Annotated in this window: 19 protein-coding genes; 10 read left to right on the top strand and 9 right to left on the bottom strand. The window is 58.4% G+C overall.

The genetic code is table 11. The annotated features are described in order from the left end of the window. Window positions 1-257 precede the first annotated feature (257 nt). From ihfB to trpB, 5 genes are all read left to right on the top strand, one after another. Complete coding sequence (ihfB, locus tag ACR3EQ_RS09985) at window positions 258-542, top strand: integration host factor subunit beta (RefSeq protein ID WP_037310872.1); 285 nt, start codon at window positions 258-260, stop codon at window positions 540-542. Window positions 543-549: 7 nt separating this feature from the next. Then, entirely contained in the window at window positions 550-900 is a 351-nt protein-coding gene (locus tag ACR3EQ_RS09980; RefSeq protein ID WP_170613423.1) for a LapA family protein, read from the top strand. A 5-nt stretch (window positions 901-905) separates the two neighbouring features. Beyond that, window positions 906-1,550, top strand: a complete 645-nt coding sequence (locus ACR3EQ_RS09975; RefSeq protein ID WP_170613421.1) for a phosphoribosylanthranilate isomerase — start codon at window positions 906-908, stop codon at window positions 1,548-1,550. Between the two features lie 47 nt (window positions 1,551-1,597). Next, complete coding sequence (locus tag ACR3EQ_RS09970; protein ID WP_170613420.1) at window positions 1,598-1,933, top strand: hypothetical protein; 336 nt, start codon at window positions 1,598-1,600, stop codon at window positions 1,931-1,933. Between the two features lie 67 nt (window positions 1,934-2,000). After that, window positions 2,001-3,248: a tryptophan synthase subunit beta gene (gene trpB, locus ACR3EQ_RS09965; protein ID WP_170613418.1), complete on the top strand. Its 1,248-nt coding sequence runs from the start codon at window positions 2,001-2,003 to the stop codon at window positions 3,246-3,248. A gap of 57 nt (window positions 3,249-3,305) precedes the next feature. Here trpB and ACR3EQ_RS09960 read toward each other — a convergent pair whose 3' ends face one another. Beyond that, window positions 3,306-3,650: a hypothetical protein gene (locus tag ACR3EQ_RS09960; RefSeq protein ID WP_170613416.1), complete on the bottom strand. Its 345-nt coding sequence runs from the start codon at window positions 3,648-3,650 to the stop codon at window positions 3,306-3,308. 104 nt (window positions 3,651-3,754) lie between these two features. Between ACR3EQ_RS09960 and ACR3EQ_RS09955 the strand changes: the two genes are divergently transcribed. Next, a complete protein-coding gene (locus ACR3EQ_RS09955) occupies window positions 3,755-5,410 on the top strand; it encodes an Ig-like domain-containing protein (protein WP_480490522.1) in 1,656 nt (551 codons plus the stop codon). Window positions 5,411-5,497: 87 nt separating this feature from the next. On the opposite strand, the gene ACR3EQ_RS09950 is transcribed toward ACR3EQ_RS09955, so the two are convergent. The 7 genes from ACR3EQ_RS09950 to ACR3EQ_RS09920 all read right to left on the bottom strand — a co-directional run bounded on the left by ACR3EQ_RS09950 (window position 5,498) and on the right by ACR3EQ_RS09920 (window position 11,519). Beyond that, complete coding sequence (locus tag ACR3EQ_RS09950) at window positions 5,498-5,872, bottom strand: DUF2237 family protein (RefSeq protein WP_480490520.1); 375 nt, start codon at window positions 5,870-5,872, stop codon at window positions 5,498-5,500. 9 nt (window positions 5,873-5,881) lie between these two features. Continuing rightward, window positions 5,882-7,045, bottom strand: coding sequence for a serine hydrolase domain-containing protein (locus ACR3EQ_RS09945; RefSeq protein WP_480490518.1), 1,164 nt, complete (start codon window positions 7,043-7,045; stop codon window positions 5,882-5,884). Window positions 7,046-7,124: 79 nt separating this feature from the next. Next, entirely contained in the window at window positions 7,125-7,808 is a 684-nt protein-coding gene (gene pth / locus ACR3EQ_RS09940) for an aminoacyl-tRNA hydrolase (RefSeq protein WP_480490517.1), read from the bottom strand. Between the two features lie 151 nt (window positions 7,809-7,959). After that, window positions 7,960-8,610 carry a 50S ribosomal protein L25/general stress protein Ctc gene (locus ACR3EQ_RS09935; protein ID WP_170613407.1) on the bottom strand — a complete coding sequence of 217 codons (651 nt, stop codon included), beginning with the start codon at window positions 8,608-8,610 and terminating at the stop codon, window positions 7,960-7,962. A gap of 248 nt (window positions 8,611-8,858) precedes the next feature. After that, window positions 8,859-10,025 (bottom strand): alpha-hydroxy acid oxidase, encoded by a 1,167-nt coding sequence (locus ACR3EQ_RS09930; RefSeq protein WP_170613405.1) that lies wholly within the window; start codon window positions 10,023-10,025, stop codon window positions 8,859-8,861. Between the two features lie 138 nt (window positions 10,026-10,163). Beyond that, window positions 10,164-10,955 (bottom strand): tryptophan synthase subunit alpha, encoded by a 792-nt coding sequence (gene trpA, locus ACR3EQ_RS09925; protein ID WP_170613403.1) that lies wholly within the window; start codon window positions 10,953-10,955, stop codon window positions 10,164-10,166. 78 nt (window positions 10,956-11,033) lie between these two features. Further along, a complete protein-coding gene (locus tag ACR3EQ_RS09920) occupies window positions 11,034-11,519 on the bottom strand; it encodes an acyloxyacyl hydrolase (protein ID WP_170613401.1) in 486 nt (161 codons plus the stop codon). A gap of 198 nt (window positions 11,520-11,717) precedes the next feature. Here ACR3EQ_RS09920 and ychF point away from each other — a divergent pair, with 198 nt between their 5' ends. After that, window positions 11,718-12,815: a redox-regulated ATPase YchF gene (gene ychF / locus ACR3EQ_RS09915; RefSeq protein WP_170613399.1), complete on the top strand. Its 1,098-nt coding sequence runs from the start codon at window positions 11,718-11,720 to the stop codon at window positions 12,813-12,815. A gap of 23 nt (window positions 12,816-12,838) precedes the next feature. On the opposite strand, the gene ACR3EQ_RS09910 is transcribed toward ychF, so the two are convergent. Beyond that, window positions 12,839-13,195: a YybH family protein gene (locus ACR3EQ_RS09910; protein ID WP_321251398.1), complete on the bottom strand. Its 357-nt coding sequence runs from the start codon at window positions 13,193-13,195 to the stop codon at window positions 12,839-12,841. Window positions 13,196-13,351: 156 nt separating this feature from the next. Here ACR3EQ_RS09910 and ACR3EQ_RS09905 point away from each other — a divergent pair, with 156 nt between their 5' ends. The 3 genes from ACR3EQ_RS09905 to fdhF all read left to right on the top strand — a co-directional run bounded on the left by ACR3EQ_RS09905 (window position 13,352) and on the right by fdhF (window position 18,819). Further along, window positions 13,352-14,233, top strand: coding sequence for a LysR family transcriptional regulator (locus ACR3EQ_RS09905; RefSeq protein WP_480490514.1), 882 nt, complete (start codon window positions 13,352-13,354; stop codon window positions 14,231-14,233). A gap of 85 nt (window positions 14,234-14,318) precedes the next feature. Beyond that, on the top strand, window positions 14,319-16,022 hold the full coding sequence (locus ACR3EQ_RS09900) for an NAD(P)H-dependent oxidoreductase subunit E (protein WP_480490512.1): 1,704 nt from the start codon (window positions 14,319-14,321) through the stop codon (window positions 16,020-16,022). A 13-nt stretch (window positions 16,023-16,035) separates the two neighbouring features. Beyond that, window positions 16,036-18,819 carry a formate dehydrogenase subunit alpha gene (gene fdhF, locus ACR3EQ_RS09895; RefSeq protein ID WP_170613391.1) on the top strand — a complete coding sequence of 928 codons (2,784 nt, stop codon included), beginning with the start codon at window positions 16,036-16,038 and terminating at the stop codon, window positions 18,817-18,819. Window positions 18,820-18,976 lie beyond the last annotated feature (157 nt).

The following is an 18,976-nucleotide window of genomic DNA, read 5'->3' as shown; positions in this document are numbered from 1 at the left end:
AAGCAGTCGAATTTCGGCCCCGCACGTCAGTGCGGGGCCGTTTTTGTTGCGAATCAACATGTTCTGATTTCCAGGCCCAACTCGGGCAACAGGCGTTCCTTGGAGCCCGGAATCAGGCTCGCAGGCAAAAAATTGCGTGAGAATATGGCAAAATGATGCCTCGGCACGCGGAGTTTGCGTTCCCCCGTTCAGCGTTTTTTCTTATACTGTCCAAAACAATAGACATGGTAATCCGGTCGCCTGGGAGGGTAATGCCTATGATCCGTTCAGAATTGATTCAGAAAATCGCCGACGAGAACCCGCATCTTTATCAGCGTGACGTTGAACGGATCGTGAATACCGTTTTCGAGGAAGTGACCGATGCTATGGCCCGTGGCGACCGGGTCGAACTGCGCGGATTTGGCGCTTTTTCTGTCAAACAGCGGGACGCGCGCGTCGGCCGCAATCCCAGAACCGGTGAGACCGTGCAGGTCGAGGAAAAATGTGTACCGTTTTTCAAGACAGGCAAGTTGCTAAGGGACCGTTTGAACGGTAAAGCCTGACCTTATGATGCGCTACATTCGATATGCTTTTCTTGCGGTCCTCGGGATCACCCTGATCTCGATTTCGCTGGCCAATCGCGAAATGGTTGAACTCAAGCTTATGCCGGATGCCTTGTCCGAGCTGGCTGGCTTCAACCTCAGCACCTCGTTGCCGCTGTTCCTAGTTGTTCTTGGGGGCGTGGTTGCCGGGCTGGTCATAGGCTTTCTTTGGGAGTGGCTGCGCGAACACAAGCACCGCCGCGACGCGACGGCCAGCAAAGGCGAAGTGCGCAAACTTGAGCGTGAGGTCAAGAAGCTCAAGAAAAAGCAGAATCAAGGTCAGGATGAGGTTCTGGCTCTGCTGGACGAGGCCAGCTAAGCGGCATGTCTACTGAAATTAGTGTGAAAATCTGCGGCCTGACCGCCCCGGCTCAGGTGCGCGCGGCCGTAGATGCTGGTGCACGATACCTGGGATTCAACTTCTTTCCCAAGTCGCCCCGGTATGTCACGCCCGAACAGGCGGCTGCGTTGATGGCTGACGTGCCGGTTGGCGTGGCCAAGGTGGCCCTGGTCGTGAACCCCTCGGACGATCTGCTGGACAGTATCACTCAGGCGGCGCCCTTCGATATGTTGCAATTGCACGGCAGCGAAAGTGCTGAGCGTGTGCGCGAGGTCAAGGAACGTTACGGCTTGCCGGTGATGAAGGTCATCGGTGTGGCAGATGCCGAAGATCTGGCCGCAATCGATATCTACAGCGACGTCGCGGACCAGCTTCTGATTGATGCCAAAGCCCCCAAGAACGCGGTCTTGCCGGGCGGTAACGGGCTGGCGTTTGACTGGCGGTTGCTGGCTGGGCGCAAATACTGGCGTAAGCCATGGATGCTGGCCGGCGGTTTGAACCCGGAAAACGTGGCCGAGGCCATTCGGATGACGGGAGCACGGCAGGTAGATGTCGCCTCAGGTGTTGAAAGTGCTCCGGGGATCAAGGATTCGGGCCTGATCAACGCCTTTATCGAAGCCACCCGGTGATCTGATCGGGCCGCCATCGCGTATCTCCTGTCAAGGAGTATGAATGGATGCTGGCCGCAATCGGTGGAGTTGCCCTGAAAAACTGGTATCACGCGCCCGAGTTCTTCTGGCGCGCGCGCCAGGCTTATTTGCAGGCCCGTGACGATCCGCTGTGCCTGCGGGTGGAACTGTTCCCACATCAGGGCCTGTATTTTTCGCTGAGCGTCTGGCACGACGCCGAGGCCATGCTGACATTCGCCCAGTCCGGCCCGCATCGGCGCGTTGTGCAGGCGGCCTCCCGGTTGGCGGAGGTGCATGAGTTCCATCATTTCAACTGTATTGCCGTGCCAAGCAGAGACCAGGCGCTGCGGGTTTGGTCTCAGCATGTTCATGCGGCTGAATGATACGTTTTGCCATGGCAAATCCCGCCGCCACCTCCTATGAACAACGGGTACGACGAGGGAGACACCCATGGCCAACGATCTTTTCAATTCCTTCATGTCCGGGCCCGACGAACAGGGCCGTTTCGGCATCTTCGGCGGACGGTTCGTCAGCGAAACGCTGATGCCCCTGATCCTGTCGCTGGAAGAGGAATATGAGAAGGCCAAGGACGATGCGACCTTCTGGGCCGAGATGGACGATCTGTGGGCCAACTATGTTGGCCGCCCGTCGCCGCTGTACTTCGCGGAACGCCTGACCGAACATCTGGGTGGTGCAAAGATTTACCTGAAGCGTGACGAGCTGAACCACACCGGCGCGCATAAGATCAACAACGTGCTGGGCCAGATCATTCTGGCGCGGCGCATGGGCAAGACCCGGATCATCGCTGAAACCGGGGCAGGGCAGCACGGCGTAGCCACCGCCACCGTCTGCGCCAAGTTCGGATTGAAGTGCGTGGTCTACATGGGGGCCCATGACGTGCAGCGTCAGGCTCCGAACGTGTTCCGCATGCGCCTGCTGGGGGCCGAGGTGATCCCTGTGACTTCCGGTCGCGGGACACTGAAAGATGCAATGAACGACGCGCTGCGCGACTGGGTGACCAACGTGCGCGATACGTTCTACTGCATTGGAACGGTTGCTGGTCCGCACCCGTATCCGGCGATGGTGCGCGATTTTCAGTCGATCATCGGCAAGGAAGCCAAGGAACAGATGATGAAGGCCGAAGGCCGTCTGCCCGATACGATCATCGCCGCCATCGGTGGTGGGTCGAACGCGATGGGCCTGTTCTACCCATTTCTCGACGACAAGTCCGTGAATATCATCGGCGTCGAGGCGGGCGGTAAAGGCGTGAACGAAAAGATGGAGCATTGCGCTTCTCTGACCGGTGGTCGTCCGGGCGTTTTGCATGGCAACCGAACCTATCTGCTGCAGGATGACGACGGCCAGATTCTTGAAGGCTATTCCATTTCCGCTGGTCTGGACTACCCAGGCATCGGGCCAGAACATTCATGGCTGCACGAGGTAGGGCGTGCGCAATATGTCTCGATCACGGACAAAGAGGCGCTGGAAGCGTTCCAGCTGTGCTGCGCAACCGAAGGCATCATCCCGGCACTCGAACCCAGCCACGCACTGGCCCATGTGATGAAGATTGCCCCGGAACTGCCTAACGATCACCTGATCTGCATGAACATGTGCGGACGCGGCGACAAGGATGTTCAGACGGTTGCGAAATACCTGAACTTTGACATGTCCGATACCGAAGGCCGCGAGGCAATCTAAGCCTCTGATTTCGTCAGCGTAAGCCAGACAGATGTTGCACGGCGGTGGGTCCGAGAATCATTGGACCTGCCCCGGTCGCCATACTGCTTTCACTGTCTCGCAATTGCGGAAAATGAAGCGCTTTGGCGCGGATTGTCTGGCTTTTGCCGGGTTAGCTTGCAGTGCCGAAACAGCCCTCCTGTAAGGTCTGGTTAGAAAGCTGCTGTGTTTTACCAGGATTTTTCCGCCAACCCTCAGCATTATTTGCCAAATAGGCGCCGGGATAATCCCTGCCGCAAGCGCCAGATTCGGCGCATCTGGCAAATTCGATACACGCGAAATAATTGAGATGTGGTGAATCTGTACAGCGTTTTGAATTTGAATAAACTCACTGGCACTTCGCAACTTCTGGTTGCTAATCATAATGTGCCCCGGACGGTGTCAGAACTCAGTTGCGCGTTCGGAATGGCATGTCATAAGGCGCATATCCTTGTGTTATGCCCCTATCGGGTTTGTTGGAGGTTGGGATGGTTAACTCCTTTTTTAGTAGGCTGCTTGGCCTTGTCTGTTTGGTTTCAGTCGTTCTGTTCGGCAGCAGCAAGGAAGGCGCGGCCTTTGGTGGGGCTACCTTCTTCAATACACCCATTGCGTCACCCAATGGCGGTTCCGTCCAATTTACCAACATCCCCGGCGCAACGACTGCATTTGTCGCCCTCAGCGGCAGCGGCCAGGCACCGGGCGGTGCGATTTACTTTGGTGGCGGGATCACGCCGTCTCCGATCATCACTCCGGCCGGATTGACCAACCTCGGTTGGCTGAACCCAACCATTCTCAGCCAGGACGGCGCAGACAGTACATATGCCGCCGACGGTTACATGGGGATCATTTTCACGGCTCAGGAAACCCCGGGTGGGCCGCTTTACAGATACGAACTGGCCCTGTCGGGTGTGACGAACACGCAGATCATCAGCACCCGGACGCTGGTGGATACGACCCAGCCCACGGCTTCGGTCGGGGCGCTGACTGCGACAGGAAACGGCACCTTTACCGCGACAATCACCCTCAGCGAACCCAGCACCGACTTTGTTGCCAGTGATCTTTTGGTGGTGAACGCAACCGCGACCATGACCGGTTCGGGTGTCGATTACGTTGCCACACTGACACCGCAGAACAATGGTACGATCGAGCTTTCGGTTCCGGCCGGAGTTTTCACCGACGCCGCAGGCAATCTTAATCTGGCGTCGAACACTGTTACAACCGTGCAGGCCGCAACAAACACGCAGCGTTTGATTCAGGCCTTTCAGAATGCCCGCGCGAACAGCCTGGTTTCCAACCAGCCCAACCTGACGCGGTTTCTGCAACAGTCCGGCGCGGGAGCGTTCGATGCGTCCGTATCTCAGGGCGCCGGGTTTCTGAACTTTGCCAGCGATCCGACCTTGCCCATCTGGCTGAATGTCACAGGCAACTGGAGTTCGCAGGACGACTTTGACAGCAGCTATGCTTTGGCGGTTCTCGGGGCGCACCATCAGGTTAATCAGAACCTGTTGGTCGGTGCGATGCTGCAGTTGGACTATGCCGAAACCGAAAACGGCGCGTCCGAGATTGACGGCACCGGGTGGTTTGTTGGTCCGTATGTCGTGGCGAAACTGCCCGAGCATCCGATCTATTTCGAAGGACGTGCGCTTTACGGGAAAGCTGACAATGAGGTATCGCCTCTGGGCACATACTCGGACAAATTCGACAGTGACCGCTGGCTGGTGCAGTCGCGGGTCACAGGCGAAATCCAGCGCGGGGCGCTGACCCTGATGCCGCTTCTGGATCTGAGCTATGTCAGCGATGATGCCGAGGCCTATGCGGACAGTCTGGGCAATCCGATTTCGGCCCAGGATTTCAGCCTGACGACCGTTCAGTTGGGAATGGATTTCAGCCACCCGATCTCCGTCGCACGTGGCAGCATGATTCTGACGGGCGGTCTGTCCGGCGTCTGGAGCAGCACATCAGGCACCGGCACCGTGCCGGGCGTCGCCCCGATCGGGGACACCACACGCGGCAGGGTCGATCTGGGTCTTGATTACAGGTTGCAGAACAACAGCCTGCTTGCGGCAGGTGTGTTTTACGACGGCATCGGCGAAAGCGGATTTGAAAGCTACAGCGTCGATCTGACGTGGCAGATCAACTTCTGACCGATTGAATCCTTGAAGTCCCGGATCCGTCCGGGACTTCTTTTTCTAAAAAATAAGCCGAAACGGATTCTAAAGACCGACGAAGGGTCAGGACCCGGCTTTGTGCTGTTGAAGGATGTCCAGCGGCACAATGTCCAATGCGCGCTGATGCGTGGCCTCAAGATGAACCCTCGGGGCGCAGCCCTCGTCATGGGCCTGCAGGAACCGACCCGCACACAGACACCAGGTATCGCCGGGCTTGAGGCCCGCGAAATCGAATTCGGGGCGTGGGGTGCTCAGGTCATTTCCGACATATTTGGAATAGGCGAGGAATTCGGCTGTCATAACAGCACAAACCGTATGGCTGCCCTGGTCTTCGGGGCAGGTATTGCAGGCCCCGTCCCGGAAGAATCCGGTCAGCGGATCACGCGAACAGGGGGCAAGGACACCCCCCAGCACATTGATGCTGTCCTGTTTTTGCATAGAGGCATCCTACAGGGTTTGGGCGATCTTGCGGAACATTTCTATATTCTGATCGCTGACACCGGGTTCGCGGAATTTGCGATCGGCTCCGGTGGTGACAATCAGGACATCCCGCGGCCGATCGAAATAGATGTATTGCCCATAGACGCCGCGCGCCAGAAATTCGCCCTCATGCGCGTTTTTGGGGATCCACCATTGATATCCATAGCCGATCTTGCCGGTTTCGGTTGGGGCACTTGGCCATGTCGACTCGGTAATCCAGTCGGCGGGAACAATCTGCTCGCCGCTTCGGGAACCGTCTTGCAGTATCATCTGTCCGAACCGGGCAAAGTCGCGTGTTGTAAAGTTCAACCCGCCAAGAACAAACGCGACACCGGCCCCATCCGTGATGTAGTACCCATCGCGTTCCAGCCCCAAAGGCTGAATGATCCTTTCGGTCAACAGCTCGGTAACACTGCGCCCGGTCGCGCCGCGAATGACCATACCGATCACATGCGTGTCGATTGATACATATTGCCAGGTGTCACCCGGCGCGGCAAAGCTGTCCTTCAGGGACGCGGCGAAGTCGTCCAACTCCCCGCCCAGCGCCACGACACGGCCCATCCGATTGATGTCCGAGTTGTAATCCAGATAGTCCTCGTCAAATGTCACGCCGCTGGCCATGTTCAGGACATTGCGGATCGTGGCGCCGTCATAAGCGCTGCCGGCCAGTTTGGGCGCATATTTCACCACAGGATCGTCCAGCGAGTCGATTGCCCCCTCGGCCAACAGAAGGCCGAACAGGGCGGACAGATAGCTTTTGGCGACGGACCACGATATCCGCCGATCGTCCGGGCCGGTGTCCAGATAGTATTCTTCGAACCGGATCTGGCCTTTCTGCATCACCAGCAGGGATGTCACAGCGCGCTCCCCGATCCATTGATCGGTTCCCTCAGGCAGATCAAAGCCCGGTCCATAGGGCAGTTCCCATGTCGGGCCGCTCCCGCGCGGCAGATCGACCGTCAGAAAGGCGTCGCTCATGTGCGAGAAATTGTGAACGATCCGCTCTTCCGAGAACAGGGAATTGACCGCCAGAAGCCGCTCGATCTCTTCCCGTTTCCACAGGCCAACGACGACGGCCGCCAAAACCAGCGCCAGAACAATGCGCAACAGCCATCTGAATACAGTTCTCATTCGTCCCCTCCACCTGATCAACACAATAGAAAAGAGGTCCGGGACCTTTCGCAATCCGAACGTTGCGGCAGCAGGTGATTTACCGAAACTTGTCCAACAGCTTTTGCATCGGTGACCGGTCATCCGGAGCCGGAATAGGCTCAGGGTCGGTCGCGGCTTTTGGTGTGGGCTTTTCCGGTGTCTTTGACGACCGCGCAGGCGCCGTCCGCAAAGCCACGGCATTCATGAATTTCCCGCTTTCCCCTTCGGCAAGATATTGGGCCCCGTCCGAAACGCCCCGCAGGACGTCTTCCAGCCAGTTGGCGTCAGCCTTGGCAAAATCGCTTAGCACATAGGCCGAGACCATTTCCTTGCGCCCCGGATGGCCAATCCCTAGCCGTACCCGGTCATAGGCAGGACTGATGTGTTCGTGGATGGATCGCAGCCCGTTATGCCCCGCGTGACCACCGCCGGCCTTGACCCGCACCTTTCCGGGGGCCAGGTCCAGTTCATCATGAAAGACGGTCACGTCAACCGACTCGAGCTTGTAAAACCGCATCGCTTCACCAACGGACTGGCCGGATCGGTTCATGAAGGTTTGCGGTTTCAGCAGCAGAATTTTGTCCGTGCCGAGACGACCTTCGCAGACCTCGGCCTGAAACTTTGAACGCCAGGGACCAAACCCGTGATCCTCGGCGATGCGGTCCAGTGCCATGAAGCCGATGTTGTGACGGTTTCCAGAGTATTTTGAACCGGGATTCCCCAGGCCGACAAACAGCTTCATCATTTCGTCCTTACATGTCGCGGGCCAATACCTGAATACGTATCAGGTTCATCGCACGGTTCGCCACCGCCTTTCCAGTCCCGCCCGGCCAAAAGAAAAACGGGGCTCTGAAAGAACCCCGTTTCATATCCAGAACCAAAAGGTTCCGAAATTATTCTTCAGCGCCGATTACTTCGACTTCGTCGGCTGCAACTTCGCCCTCTTCGCCGTCTTCATCGTCGCTGGACGTCAGACCGGTCGGAGCCGAAATGTTCGCGATCACGAAGTCACGGTCGATGGTCGGCTTGGTGCCGGCCGGCAGGTCAACCGACGAAATCGTCACAACGTCGTTGATGTTCAGACCGGTCAGATCGACGGTGATCTTTTCAGGAATTTCACCGGCGGTGCACATCAGTTCGACTTCCGGACGAACAACGGTCAGAACGCCGCCCTTCTTGATGCCGGGCGCTTCTTCTTCGTTGATGAACTCAACCGGAATGAACAGAGCGATCTTGGTGGTCCGGCGCAGGCGCATCAGGTCCAGGTGGGTCGGCAGGTCTTTGACGACGTCACGCTGAACGTCGCGGCAGATGACGCGGACGTCTTCGTGGCCTTCAACCTTCAGGTTCCACAGGGTCGACTTGAACCGGCCGGCTTTCAGACGCTTGAACAGGACGTTGAACGGGATCTGGATCGGCAGCGGCTCTTTGTCGCCACCAAAAACAATGCCCGGAACCATGCCGTCGCGGCGTGCCTGACGAGCGGCGCCCTTGCCTGTCCCCGTCCGTTCCAGAGCTACGAGATCAGGAATCTCTCCAGCCATGATAATTCTCCAATGTTAGGGCGGGCATCCTCCAAGGCTGTATGCCCGCGTGAAGCCGCGTCCTTAGCTTGATTCATTGGGTTTGGAAAGGGGTTTTTGACGGATTGTCATTTTGCGAGGCTCTGCCTCGCGCTCCGGGATATTTGGGGCCAGATGAAAAACGGATCCGGTCTTCATCTGGCTAAAAATATCCCGGGGGAGACGCCCGTAGGGCGGCGGGGGCAGAGCCCCTGACAACAGCGGCCCTCTCAGTTCTGCCAGCGACCACCGAAGTCTTCTGGGATCAGCAGGTTGTGGCGCCCCAGATTGCTAACATTGCGTTCGCCGCACAGCGCCATGGTGGTGTCCAGTTCCTTGTGGATGACGTCCAGCGCCGTGGTTACGCCTTTCTGACCCATCGCCCCAAGGCCATAGACAAAGGCGCGGCCGATATATGTACCCTTGGCCCCCAGCGCCAGTGCCTTCAGAACGTCCTGACCCGAACGGATGCCACTGTCCATATGCACTTCGATGTCTCCGCCAACGGCGTCCATGATCTGCGGCAGCATTCGGATGGAACTGAGCGCACCATCCAACTGGCGACCGCCGTGGTTCGAGACCACAATGGCATCCGCCCCGAGCTTTGCGGCCATCTTCGCATCTTCGGCATCCAGAATACCTTTCAGGATAACCTTCCCGCCCCATTGCTCCATCAGCTTTTCGACCTTGCCCCAATCTAGGCTTGGGTCGAATTGTTCGGCAGTCCAGGCCCCCAGCGAGGATGCGTCAGAAACGCCATGCGCATGTCCGACGATATTGCCGAACTCGCGTCGGCTGGCGCCCAGCATCTCGATTCCCCAGGCCCACTTCGTCATCAGGTTGGCGATTGTTTTGGCCGTCAATTTCGGCGGGGCGGACAAACCGTTCTTGAGGTCCTTGTGCCGCTGGCCGAGGATTTGCAGGTCGAGTGTGATCACCAATGCCGAGCATTTGGCGTCCTTGGCCCGCTGGATCAGGCGATTAATGTAGTCCTGATCCTTCATCGTATAAAGCTGGAACCAGAACGGCTTGCCCGTGTTCTCGGCCACATCCTCGATAGAATTGATTGACATTGTCGATAGGGTGAAGGGTACGCCGAAATCTTCCGCTGCCTTGGCCGCTTTTATTTCGCCATCTGCGTGTTGCATGCCGGTCAGCCCCACGGGCGCCAGCGCGACCGGCATCGCTACGTCTTGCCCGATCATCTGCGACGCGGTCGAACGCCCGGACATGTCTACTGCAACCCGTTGGCGCAGGCGGATGTCCTCGAAATCCGAGGTGTTTTCGCGAAAGGTCTGCTCGGTCCAGCTGCCGCTTTCAGCGTAGTCGTAGAACATCCGTGGCACGCGGCGTTCATAGATGCGTCTGAGGTCTTCAATCGTTGTAATGACTGGCATGATTCCGGGCCCCGGTAGCTTTGGTTAATTTTCTTTACCAATTTCTCTTGCGCTCTGCAACGTATCTCTGGCAGCAAAAAAACCGCAGCTCGCAAAGGCGGGCTGCGGTTGACGCATGAGACGAGTTTTGTCGGCGGATCAGGCCGAATGTGCACCGTCCGCCAGTGACCGGACGAAGCTTAGGATCTGGTCGACCGGCTTTCCCTCGGCAATCTGGCTGACAATGGCTGAACCGACCACGGCGCCATCAGCTATGCTTGCGATTGCCTTCGACTTTTCGGGTGTATTGATGCCAAAGCCCACAATAACCGGCAGATCTGTCTCCGATTTGATCCGAGCCACCTCAGGACCGACATTGGTGGCCTGCGCCTCGGCAGCGCCGGTGATGCCGGTGATCGAGACGTAATACACAAAGCCCGATGTATTCTGAAGGACGCGGGGCAGGCGCTTGTCGTCGGTTGTGGGCGTTGCAAGCCGGATAAAGTTCAGGCCGGCGGCCTGCGCGGGCAGGCACAGTTCGGCATCCTCTTCCGGGGGCAGGTCTACAACGATCAGGCCATCGATTCCGGCGGATTTAGCCTCGGCCAGAAAGTCGTCGACACCTCGGCTGTAGATCGGGTTGTAGTATCCCATCAGGACAATCGGGGTCGTATCATCTGTTTCACGGAAAGCCCGCGCCAGATCCAGAGTGCGCTGCAGGGTCATTCCCCCGTCCAGCGCGCGCTGGCCTGCAGCCTGAATCGTAGGGCCATCAGCCATCGGGTCCGTGAAGGGCAGGCCCAGTTCGATCACATCGACACCGGCGCCCGGCAGACCTTTCACGATCTCAAGCGAGGTGTCGAAATCGGGATCCCCGGCCATGACGTAGGAAACAAAGGCCTTCCTGCCTTCGGCCTTGAGGGCGGCGAACTTGGCGTCGATACGGGTCATCTTCTGTCCTTGCATTCAGGTTTGAACCTGATGTGCAGAAACTTTGCCCGGAAATCAATCCCGTCAAGGCTGAATGGTTCAGAACGCGTAATGATATCTGACCAGGGCCGAGTTGACACCCGGGTTGTCGTCCTGGGTGCTGGCGTTGGATTTGTGGGTAATCGCGAAGGACAGCTTGTTGCCATTGTTCAACGTATATCCAAGGCCAACAAGGCTGCGGATCTGGAACTCTCCGCCCAGATCGTTCAACGAGTCGCCTTCGGAAAAGTACCCTGGCATGACGCTGCCTTCAACGAACCATCGGTCAGCGAAGGTGTAGAACCCGATCAACCCGATCCCGATATGAACATCACCAGCGGTATCCACCGTCAGGGCGCTGCCCCAGGTCGCGGACACGCGGGTGGCTTCGTAAAAGGGGCGGTGTTGGTACTCGAGCGAGAAAGCGGCTTCATCGTCTGCGTCGCTGTCGGAGAAATCCGAATACCCAGCGCCAAAGATGATGGTTTGAGCGTACGCTGCCGGAGCGGCCATTATCAGCACAAGGGCTGCAACAAAACTCTTCATAACGGTTGATCACTATCTGGTTGTTTGCAACGTCTTACATGGTGAGCTTAGAGCGCAGGATTCAATGCGGGCAAGATCACGGATGTCGAACGATTTCGTGATGTTGCATTTTGGATCAGGCCGCCATCTTTCGCTCTGGCTTGCGCATTGACCCGGACCTGCATAGAAGCACCCCTCGAATGGCATTAGGAGACCGTCATGGGCTTTAAAATGGGAATCGTGGGTTTGCCGAATGTGGGTAAGTCGACCCTCTTCAACGCGCTGACCAAAACCGCGGCTGCACAGGCTGCGAATTTCCCGTTCTGCACGATCGAACCCAATGTGGGCGATGTGGCCGTGCCCGATGATCGGCTGGACAAGCTCGCCGCGATTGCAAGCTCGAAACAGATCATCCCGACGCGGATGACGTTCGTTGATATCGCCGGTCTGGTTAAAGGTGCCTCGAAAGGCGAGGGGCTTGGAAACCAGTTTCTGGCCAACATTCGGGAAACCGACGCCATTGCCCATGTGCTGCGCTGTTTCGAAGACGGAGATGTGACCCATGTGGATGGCCGTGTCGATCCGGTAGCTGATGCGGACACGATTGAGACCGAGCTGATGCTGGCCGATCTGGAAAGCATCGAAAAGCGCCGCGCCAATCTGGTGCGCAAGCTGAAAGGCAGTGACAAAGAGGCACAGCAACAGGACCGCTTGCTGGCCCAAGCGCAAGCGATGCTGGAAAGCGGCAAGCCCGCGCGTCTGGTTGAAGTGTCAGGCGAAGATGCCAAGGCCTGGAAGATGCTGCAACTGCTGACCACCAAGCCGGTGCTCTATGTTTGCAACGTGTCCGAAGAAGAAGCTGCCGAAGGTAATGAGTACTCGGCGAAGGTGGCCGAAATGGCCGCTGCTCAGGGTAATGCTCACGTTATCATCAGCGCCAAGATCGAAGAAGAGATCAGCCTGCTGGAAGCGGACGAAGCCCAGATGTTCCTTGAGGAAATGGGCCTGGAAGAACCCGGTCTCGATCGTCTGATCCGAGCAGGTTACGACCTGCTGAAACTGGAAACCTATTTCACCGTCGGCCCGAAAGAGGCCCGCGCCTGGACCATCCGCACCGGCACCGCCGCGCCGCAGGCCGCTGGCGTGATCCATGGGGATTTCGAAAAAGGCTTCATCCGTGCCGAGACCATCGCCTATGACGACTACATCGCTGCCAATGGCGAACAGGGTGCGAAAGAAGCAGGCAAGATGCGGGCCGAGGGCAAGGGCTACATCGTCAAGGACGGCGATGTGATGCACTTCTTGTTCAACACGTAAATCAATCAGGCTGCGGCAAGTTTTCAGAGCGCTTCGTTTAAGCTGCACTGGGTGATCAGCCACCTGCCGTCAGCCTGCTTATATAGGATATTCAAAGAGGTACCCTGGCCGGTCGTACCTTCGCTGTAACGAGCGAGGCACCAACCGACATTGTCATTGATATCAGCGTGCACAATTTCGATGACTTTGTCTTCGCCGCCTTCCTCAACCCACTCCGAATGGATATCTTCTATGGCTTGTCGCCCGATCGCTGCAGGGCCATAGGGTGAAAACAACTCTGCGTTTTCTGCAAAGTACGACGCGCATCCGGCGGCATCATTTGATCGATACCTATCGACGTATCCGTCATACAATTCTTGAAAAACGTCCTTTGCCGTCACTATGCGCTCCGTGCGTTCGTACGCTCGTTTCATTAGAGGTAAGTTGACCAAGCGAGGCAAGAACTCTGTATTGCCGGGTCGCAGGCAGAGACGGCGCTTTTCCTTTGGAAAAATGCGGTTAGAGTGTCATTTTGCCCGACGTTGGAATGCTAAAGCATGATCGAAATCCGCGACCTTCAACTCCTCAGCGCCTTGGCGCGGCAACGCCATTTCGCCAAGGCGGCCGAGGAATGCGGGATTTCACAACCCGCGTTTTCCATGCGCATCCGCAATCTCGAAGATCGGCTGGGAGTTTCAATTGTCCGCCGGGCCAACCGGTTTCAGGGCCTGACCGAAGAGGGCGAGATGATCGTCCGCCGTGCGCGGCGTATCCTCGATGACGCAAAGGCGCTGGAACAGCAGGTGCTGGCCGCGCGGGGTGAGATTACGGGCACGTTGATTCTGGGCGTGATCCCTACCGCGATTGCCTTTACCGGACGCCTCATCAAACGCCTTCAGCAAGCTCATCCACGCATTTTGTCGCGGATCGAAACCATGTCGGCCTCGGCCATTCAGCACCGGCTGGACGAAGGCAGTCTGGATGCGGGCATCACCTACGGCGACAGTATCGGCACCGACTTGCGGCAGGTCCAGCCGCTGTATGAAGAAACCTATGTGCTGCTGGTCCCGTCCCACATGACCGAGGAAACCGGCCCTATTCCGTGGGCTCGGGTGGCTGAATTTCCGATCAGCCTCCTGGAGCCGCAGATGCAGAACCGACGCATTCTGGATCGGATTTTCGCCGAACAGGGCCTGCATCCCCACGTCGTCGCCGAAACCAGTGGCTTTACCGCATCGATGGTGATGGCGCGCGAGGGGCTGGCAGCTACGGTTGTGCCTCGCGTTCTGGTTCGGGCGTTGGGTGATCTGAAGGGAACCAAAGTGCTGCCCTTGGTCGACCCGATTGTCAGCAAACCGATTTGTCTGGCGACCCTCAGTCGTGACCCGGAATTGCCAACGGTCGAGGCTTTGCGTGCCGTGGTGACGTCTTTACGGTGATAAACTGTCGTTATCGTGCGATTGAATTTGGCGATTTGACGATATGCTATTCTGATGAGACACGGAGCCTCAATCGGAGGGCATCATGGCACCATTAGACACCAAGCCATCAGGCGCACCCAAGGGCGTCTGGAAGTCAGGTAAAGGCAAAGGGCGGCACACGCCCAAAGGCCGTCAGTTCACGGATGAGGCGCAGGCGGAGATTCATCGCCTGCTGGGCGATCGCCCGCGCCGCCGCGACCTGCTGATCGAATTCCTGCATTTGATTCAGGACGAACACGGCCATATCAGCGCCGACCACATCGCCGCGCTTGCGGTTGAGATGCGGATCGGACAGGCCGAGATTTATGAGACTGCGACCTTCTACGCCCATTTCGATGTTGTGAAAGAAGGCGAGACCCCTCCGCCTGCGCTGACGATCCGTGTCTGTGATTCCCTGTCCTGTGAAATGGCCGGTGCCCAGCAGCTGCAGAAGGCGCTGGAAGACGGTCTGGACCCGGCAGAGGTGCGTGTGGTGCGCGCGCCGTGCATGGGCCGTTGTGATACCGCGCCGGTGCTCGAAATCGGTCACAACCATATCGACCATGCGACCCCCGAAAAGGTGCAGGCTGCGATTGCTGCGGGCGACACTCACGCCCATCTGCCCGGCTACGAAGCCTTCGCTGCTTATGAGGCAAACGGCGGTTACGCCAAGCTGAAAGAGCTGCGCGACGGTGGTGACTGGGAGAAAGTGCAGGAAGACATCCTGTCCTCGGGCCTGCGCGGTCTTGGCGGCGCCGGCTTCCCATCCGGCAAGAAGTGGGGCTTTGTTCGAATGAACGAGGGCACACGCTATCTGGCCGTGAACGGGGACGAGGGCGAGCCTGGCACGTTCAAAGACCGCTACTATCTGGAACGCACGCCGCATGTCTTCCTTGAGGGCATGCTGATTGCCGCCTGGGCGGTCGAGGCCGAGACCTGCTTCATCTACATGCGCGACGAGTATCCGGCGGTACTGGAAATCCTGGCCCGTGAGATTGCCGCGCTGGAACAGGCCGGGATCGTCGAAAAAGGTTACATCGACCTGCGTCGCGGTGCTGGCGCATACATTTGCGGTGAAGAATCCGCGATGATCGAGTCGATCGAAGGCAAAAAGGGCCTGCCGCGTCACCGTCCTCCATTTGTGGCGCAGGTAGGGGTCTTCAACCGTCCGACCTTGGTGCACAATGTCGAGACGCTGTATTGGGTCTCGAAGATCTGCCGTGAGGGGCCGCAGATTCTGAATTCAGTTGAAAAGAATGGTCGCAAGGGCTTGCGGAGCTACTCTGTCTCGGGCCGAGTAACCAACCCCGGTGTTTACCTGCTGCCTGCGGGTTCGACCATTCTTGACGTGATTGATGCCGCCGGCGGCATGGCCGAAGGTCATGCGTTCAAGGCGTATCAACCGGGCGGGCCGTCGTCAGGTCTTCTCCCCTCCAGTATCGACGACGTCCCGCTCGACTTTGACACCCTGCAGCCGTTGGGCACCTTCATCGGGTCTGCCGCTGTGGTGGTTCTGTCCGATCAGGACACGGCCCGCGATGCGGCGCTGAACATGCTGCGGTTCTTCGAGGATGAAAGCTGTGGTCAGTGCACGCCCTGCCGGGCGGGCTGCGAAAAGGCGGTGAAGCTGATGCAGGCCGACAAGTGGGATCAGGACTTGCTCAAAGATCTGTGCCAGGTCATGGGCGACGCGTCCATCTGCGGCTTGGGGCAAGCGGCCCCGAACCCGATCCGCCTTGTCATGAAGCATTTCGCTGACGAAATCTGAGGGAGACAGAGCCATGCTTGATGCAAGCCCAACTAAGACCGTCACCTTCAACCTGAACGGCGAAGACGTCACCGTCCCCGAGGGCTGGACCATCTGGGAAGCCGCCAAGGGGCAGGGGTTCACTATCCCGCACCTGTGCCACAAGCCGCAGCCGGGCTATCGCCCGGACGGCAACTGCCGCGCCTGTATGGTCGAGGTGGAAGGCGAGCGCACGCTGGTCGCCTCGTGCATCCGTCCGGCGGCGGACGGGATGGTCGTTAAGACCGACTCGGAGCGTGCCGAGAAATCGCGCGCCATGGTTGTGGAGCTGCTGGTTGCCGACCAGCCCGAGGAGGCACACGACACCTCGAGCCACTTCTGGGACATGGCCAAGCTGACCGATGTCAGCGACAGCCGTTTCCCGGCGAAAGAGGCCGATAAAATCCCGCTGCTGGATGACAGCCACGTTGCGATGCGCGTCAATCTGGATGCCTGCATCAACTGCAACCTCTGCGTCCGGGCCTGTCGCGAAGTGCAGGTCAATGACGTGATCGGCATGGCCGGTCGTGGCCATACGGCGCAGGTCGTGTTCGACCAGAACGATCCGATGGGCGCGTCGACCTGTGTGGCGTGTGGCGAATGCGTTCAGGCCTGCCCAACCGGGGCGCTGATGCCCGCGACCGTGCTGGACGATCACCAGCACGGCGACAGTAAGGACTACGATAGCGAAACCGAAAGCGTCTGCCCGTTCTGCGGCGTGGGCTGCAAGGTTTCGCTGAAGGTCAAGGACGGTAAGGTCAAGTATGTCGAGGGCATCAACGGCCCGGCAAACGAAGGCCGTTTGTGCGTCAAAGGGCGGTTCGGCTTTGACTACATCCACCACCCGCACCGTCTGACCAAGCCGCTGATCCGCCGCGAAGACGCCCCCGAGAAGGGCCTGAACGTCGATCCCGGCGATCTAAGTACCCATTTCCGCGAAGCGACTTGGGAAGAGGCGATGGATCTTGCCGCCACCAAGTTGAAGGTGCTTCGCGACGAAGACCCGCGCAGCGTTGCAGGCTTTGGTTCGGCCAAATGCACCAACGAAGAAGCCTATCTGTTCCAGAAGTTCATCCGTCAGGGTTTCAAGCACAACAACGTCGACCACTGCACACGTCTGTGTCACGCGTCGTCAGTTGCTGCTCTGATTGAGAACGTCGGTTCCGGGGCAGTGACCGCGACCTTCAACGAGATCGAAAACGCGGATGTGGCGATCATCATCGGTTCGAACCCGATCGAAAACCACCCGGTTGCGGCGACTTACTTCAAGCAGTTCGCCAAGCGCGGCGGCAAGCTGATCGTGATGGACCCGCGCGGCGTCGGTATGCGCAAGTTTGCCGACGAAATGCTGCAGTTCCGTCCGGGTGCTGATGTCTCGATGCTGAACGCGATCATGAACGTGATCGTCGAGGAAGAGCTGTATGACAGCCAGTACATCCACCGCTGGACCGAGAACTGGGAAGCCGAGAAAGAGCATCTGCGCCAGTTCACGCCCGAGGCGATGTCGCCGATCTGCGGCATCGAACCGGATCAGCTGCGCCGTGTCGCGCGCACCTTTGCGCAGGCCAAGGCCGGCCTGATCTTCTGGGGCATGGGCGTCAGCCAGCACATCCACGGCACAGACAACTCTCGCTGCCTGATCTCGTTGGCTCTGATGACCGGCAACGTCGGTAAACCCGGCGCGGGTCTGCACCCGCTGCGCGGTCAGAACAACGTGCAGGGTGCATCCGATGCGGGCCTGATCCCGATGTTCCTGCCGGATTACCAGACCGTGACGGACGATGGCATTCGCGCCAAGTTCAACGAGGTCTGGAACTCGGACGACTTCTCGAACGAGAAGGGCCTGACCGTGACCGAGATCATCGACCAGATTTATGCGCGCAACATCAAGGGCATGTATATTCTGGGCGAAAACCCGGCCATGTCCGACCCGGATGTGAATCACGCGCGTGACGCGCTGGCCAAGCTGGACTTGATGATCGTGCAGGACATCTTCCTGACCGAGACGGCGAACTATGCCGACATCATCCTGCCCGCCTCGGCGCTGTATGAAAAGAACGGCACTGTGTCGAACACCAACCGTCAGGTGCAGCGGGTGCGGCCTGCCGTGACACCTCCGGGTGAGGCGCGCGAAGACTGGAAGATCACTGTCGATCTGGCGCAGCGGATCGGGCTGAACTGGGACTATACGGACGTGTCTCAGGTCTTCAATGAAATGAAGCTGACCATGGCGTCGCTTGACAACATCACGTGGGATAGGCTTGAGACCGAAACCATCACCTACCCGTCGCTCAGCGAGACCGATCCGGGGCAGGCGATTGTATTCGGTGACGGATTCCCGCGCGCAGATGGCCGGGCCCGGTTTACCCCGGCTAGCGTCATCCCGCCGGATGAAGCGCCGGATGACGAGTACCCGATGATCGCCACCACCGGCCGTCAGTTGGAACACTGGCACACCGGGTCGATGACCCGCCGTTCTAATGTTCTCGACGCTGTTGAGCCGGAAGCGAACTGTTCGATGAACCCTCGCACGCTCAAGCTGATGGGGATCGAACCGGGTGAAATGATCCGGCTGACCACCCGGCGCGGGACGATTGACATCATGGTTCGGGCGGACCGGGCGATCGCCGAAGACATGGTCTTCATCCCGTTTGCCTATGTCGAAGCGGCGGCGAACATTCTCACCAACTCGGCCATTGATCCATACGGGAAAATCCCCGAGTTCAAATTCTCGGCCATTCGCGTTGAAAAGATCGGGGATGCCATCGCGGCGGAATAAGCGCTGCGAGCGGTAAGAATTCAAGGGCGGTTCTGATCAGAGCCGCCCTTTCGTGTTTCACACCATCCTGTGCCGGTCATGCCTGTCCAAAACTGTGCAACGTCAGTTGCGCCTCAACGCGCCGCAGTCGCCAAGGAGCAAGGCAGGAAGGCGAAAA

It is taken from the genome of Ruegeria sp. AN11, from assembly GCF_056536005.1.
Note: the sequence above shows the minus strand (reverse complement) of the source record. Positions and strands in the feature narration are given on the sequence as shown.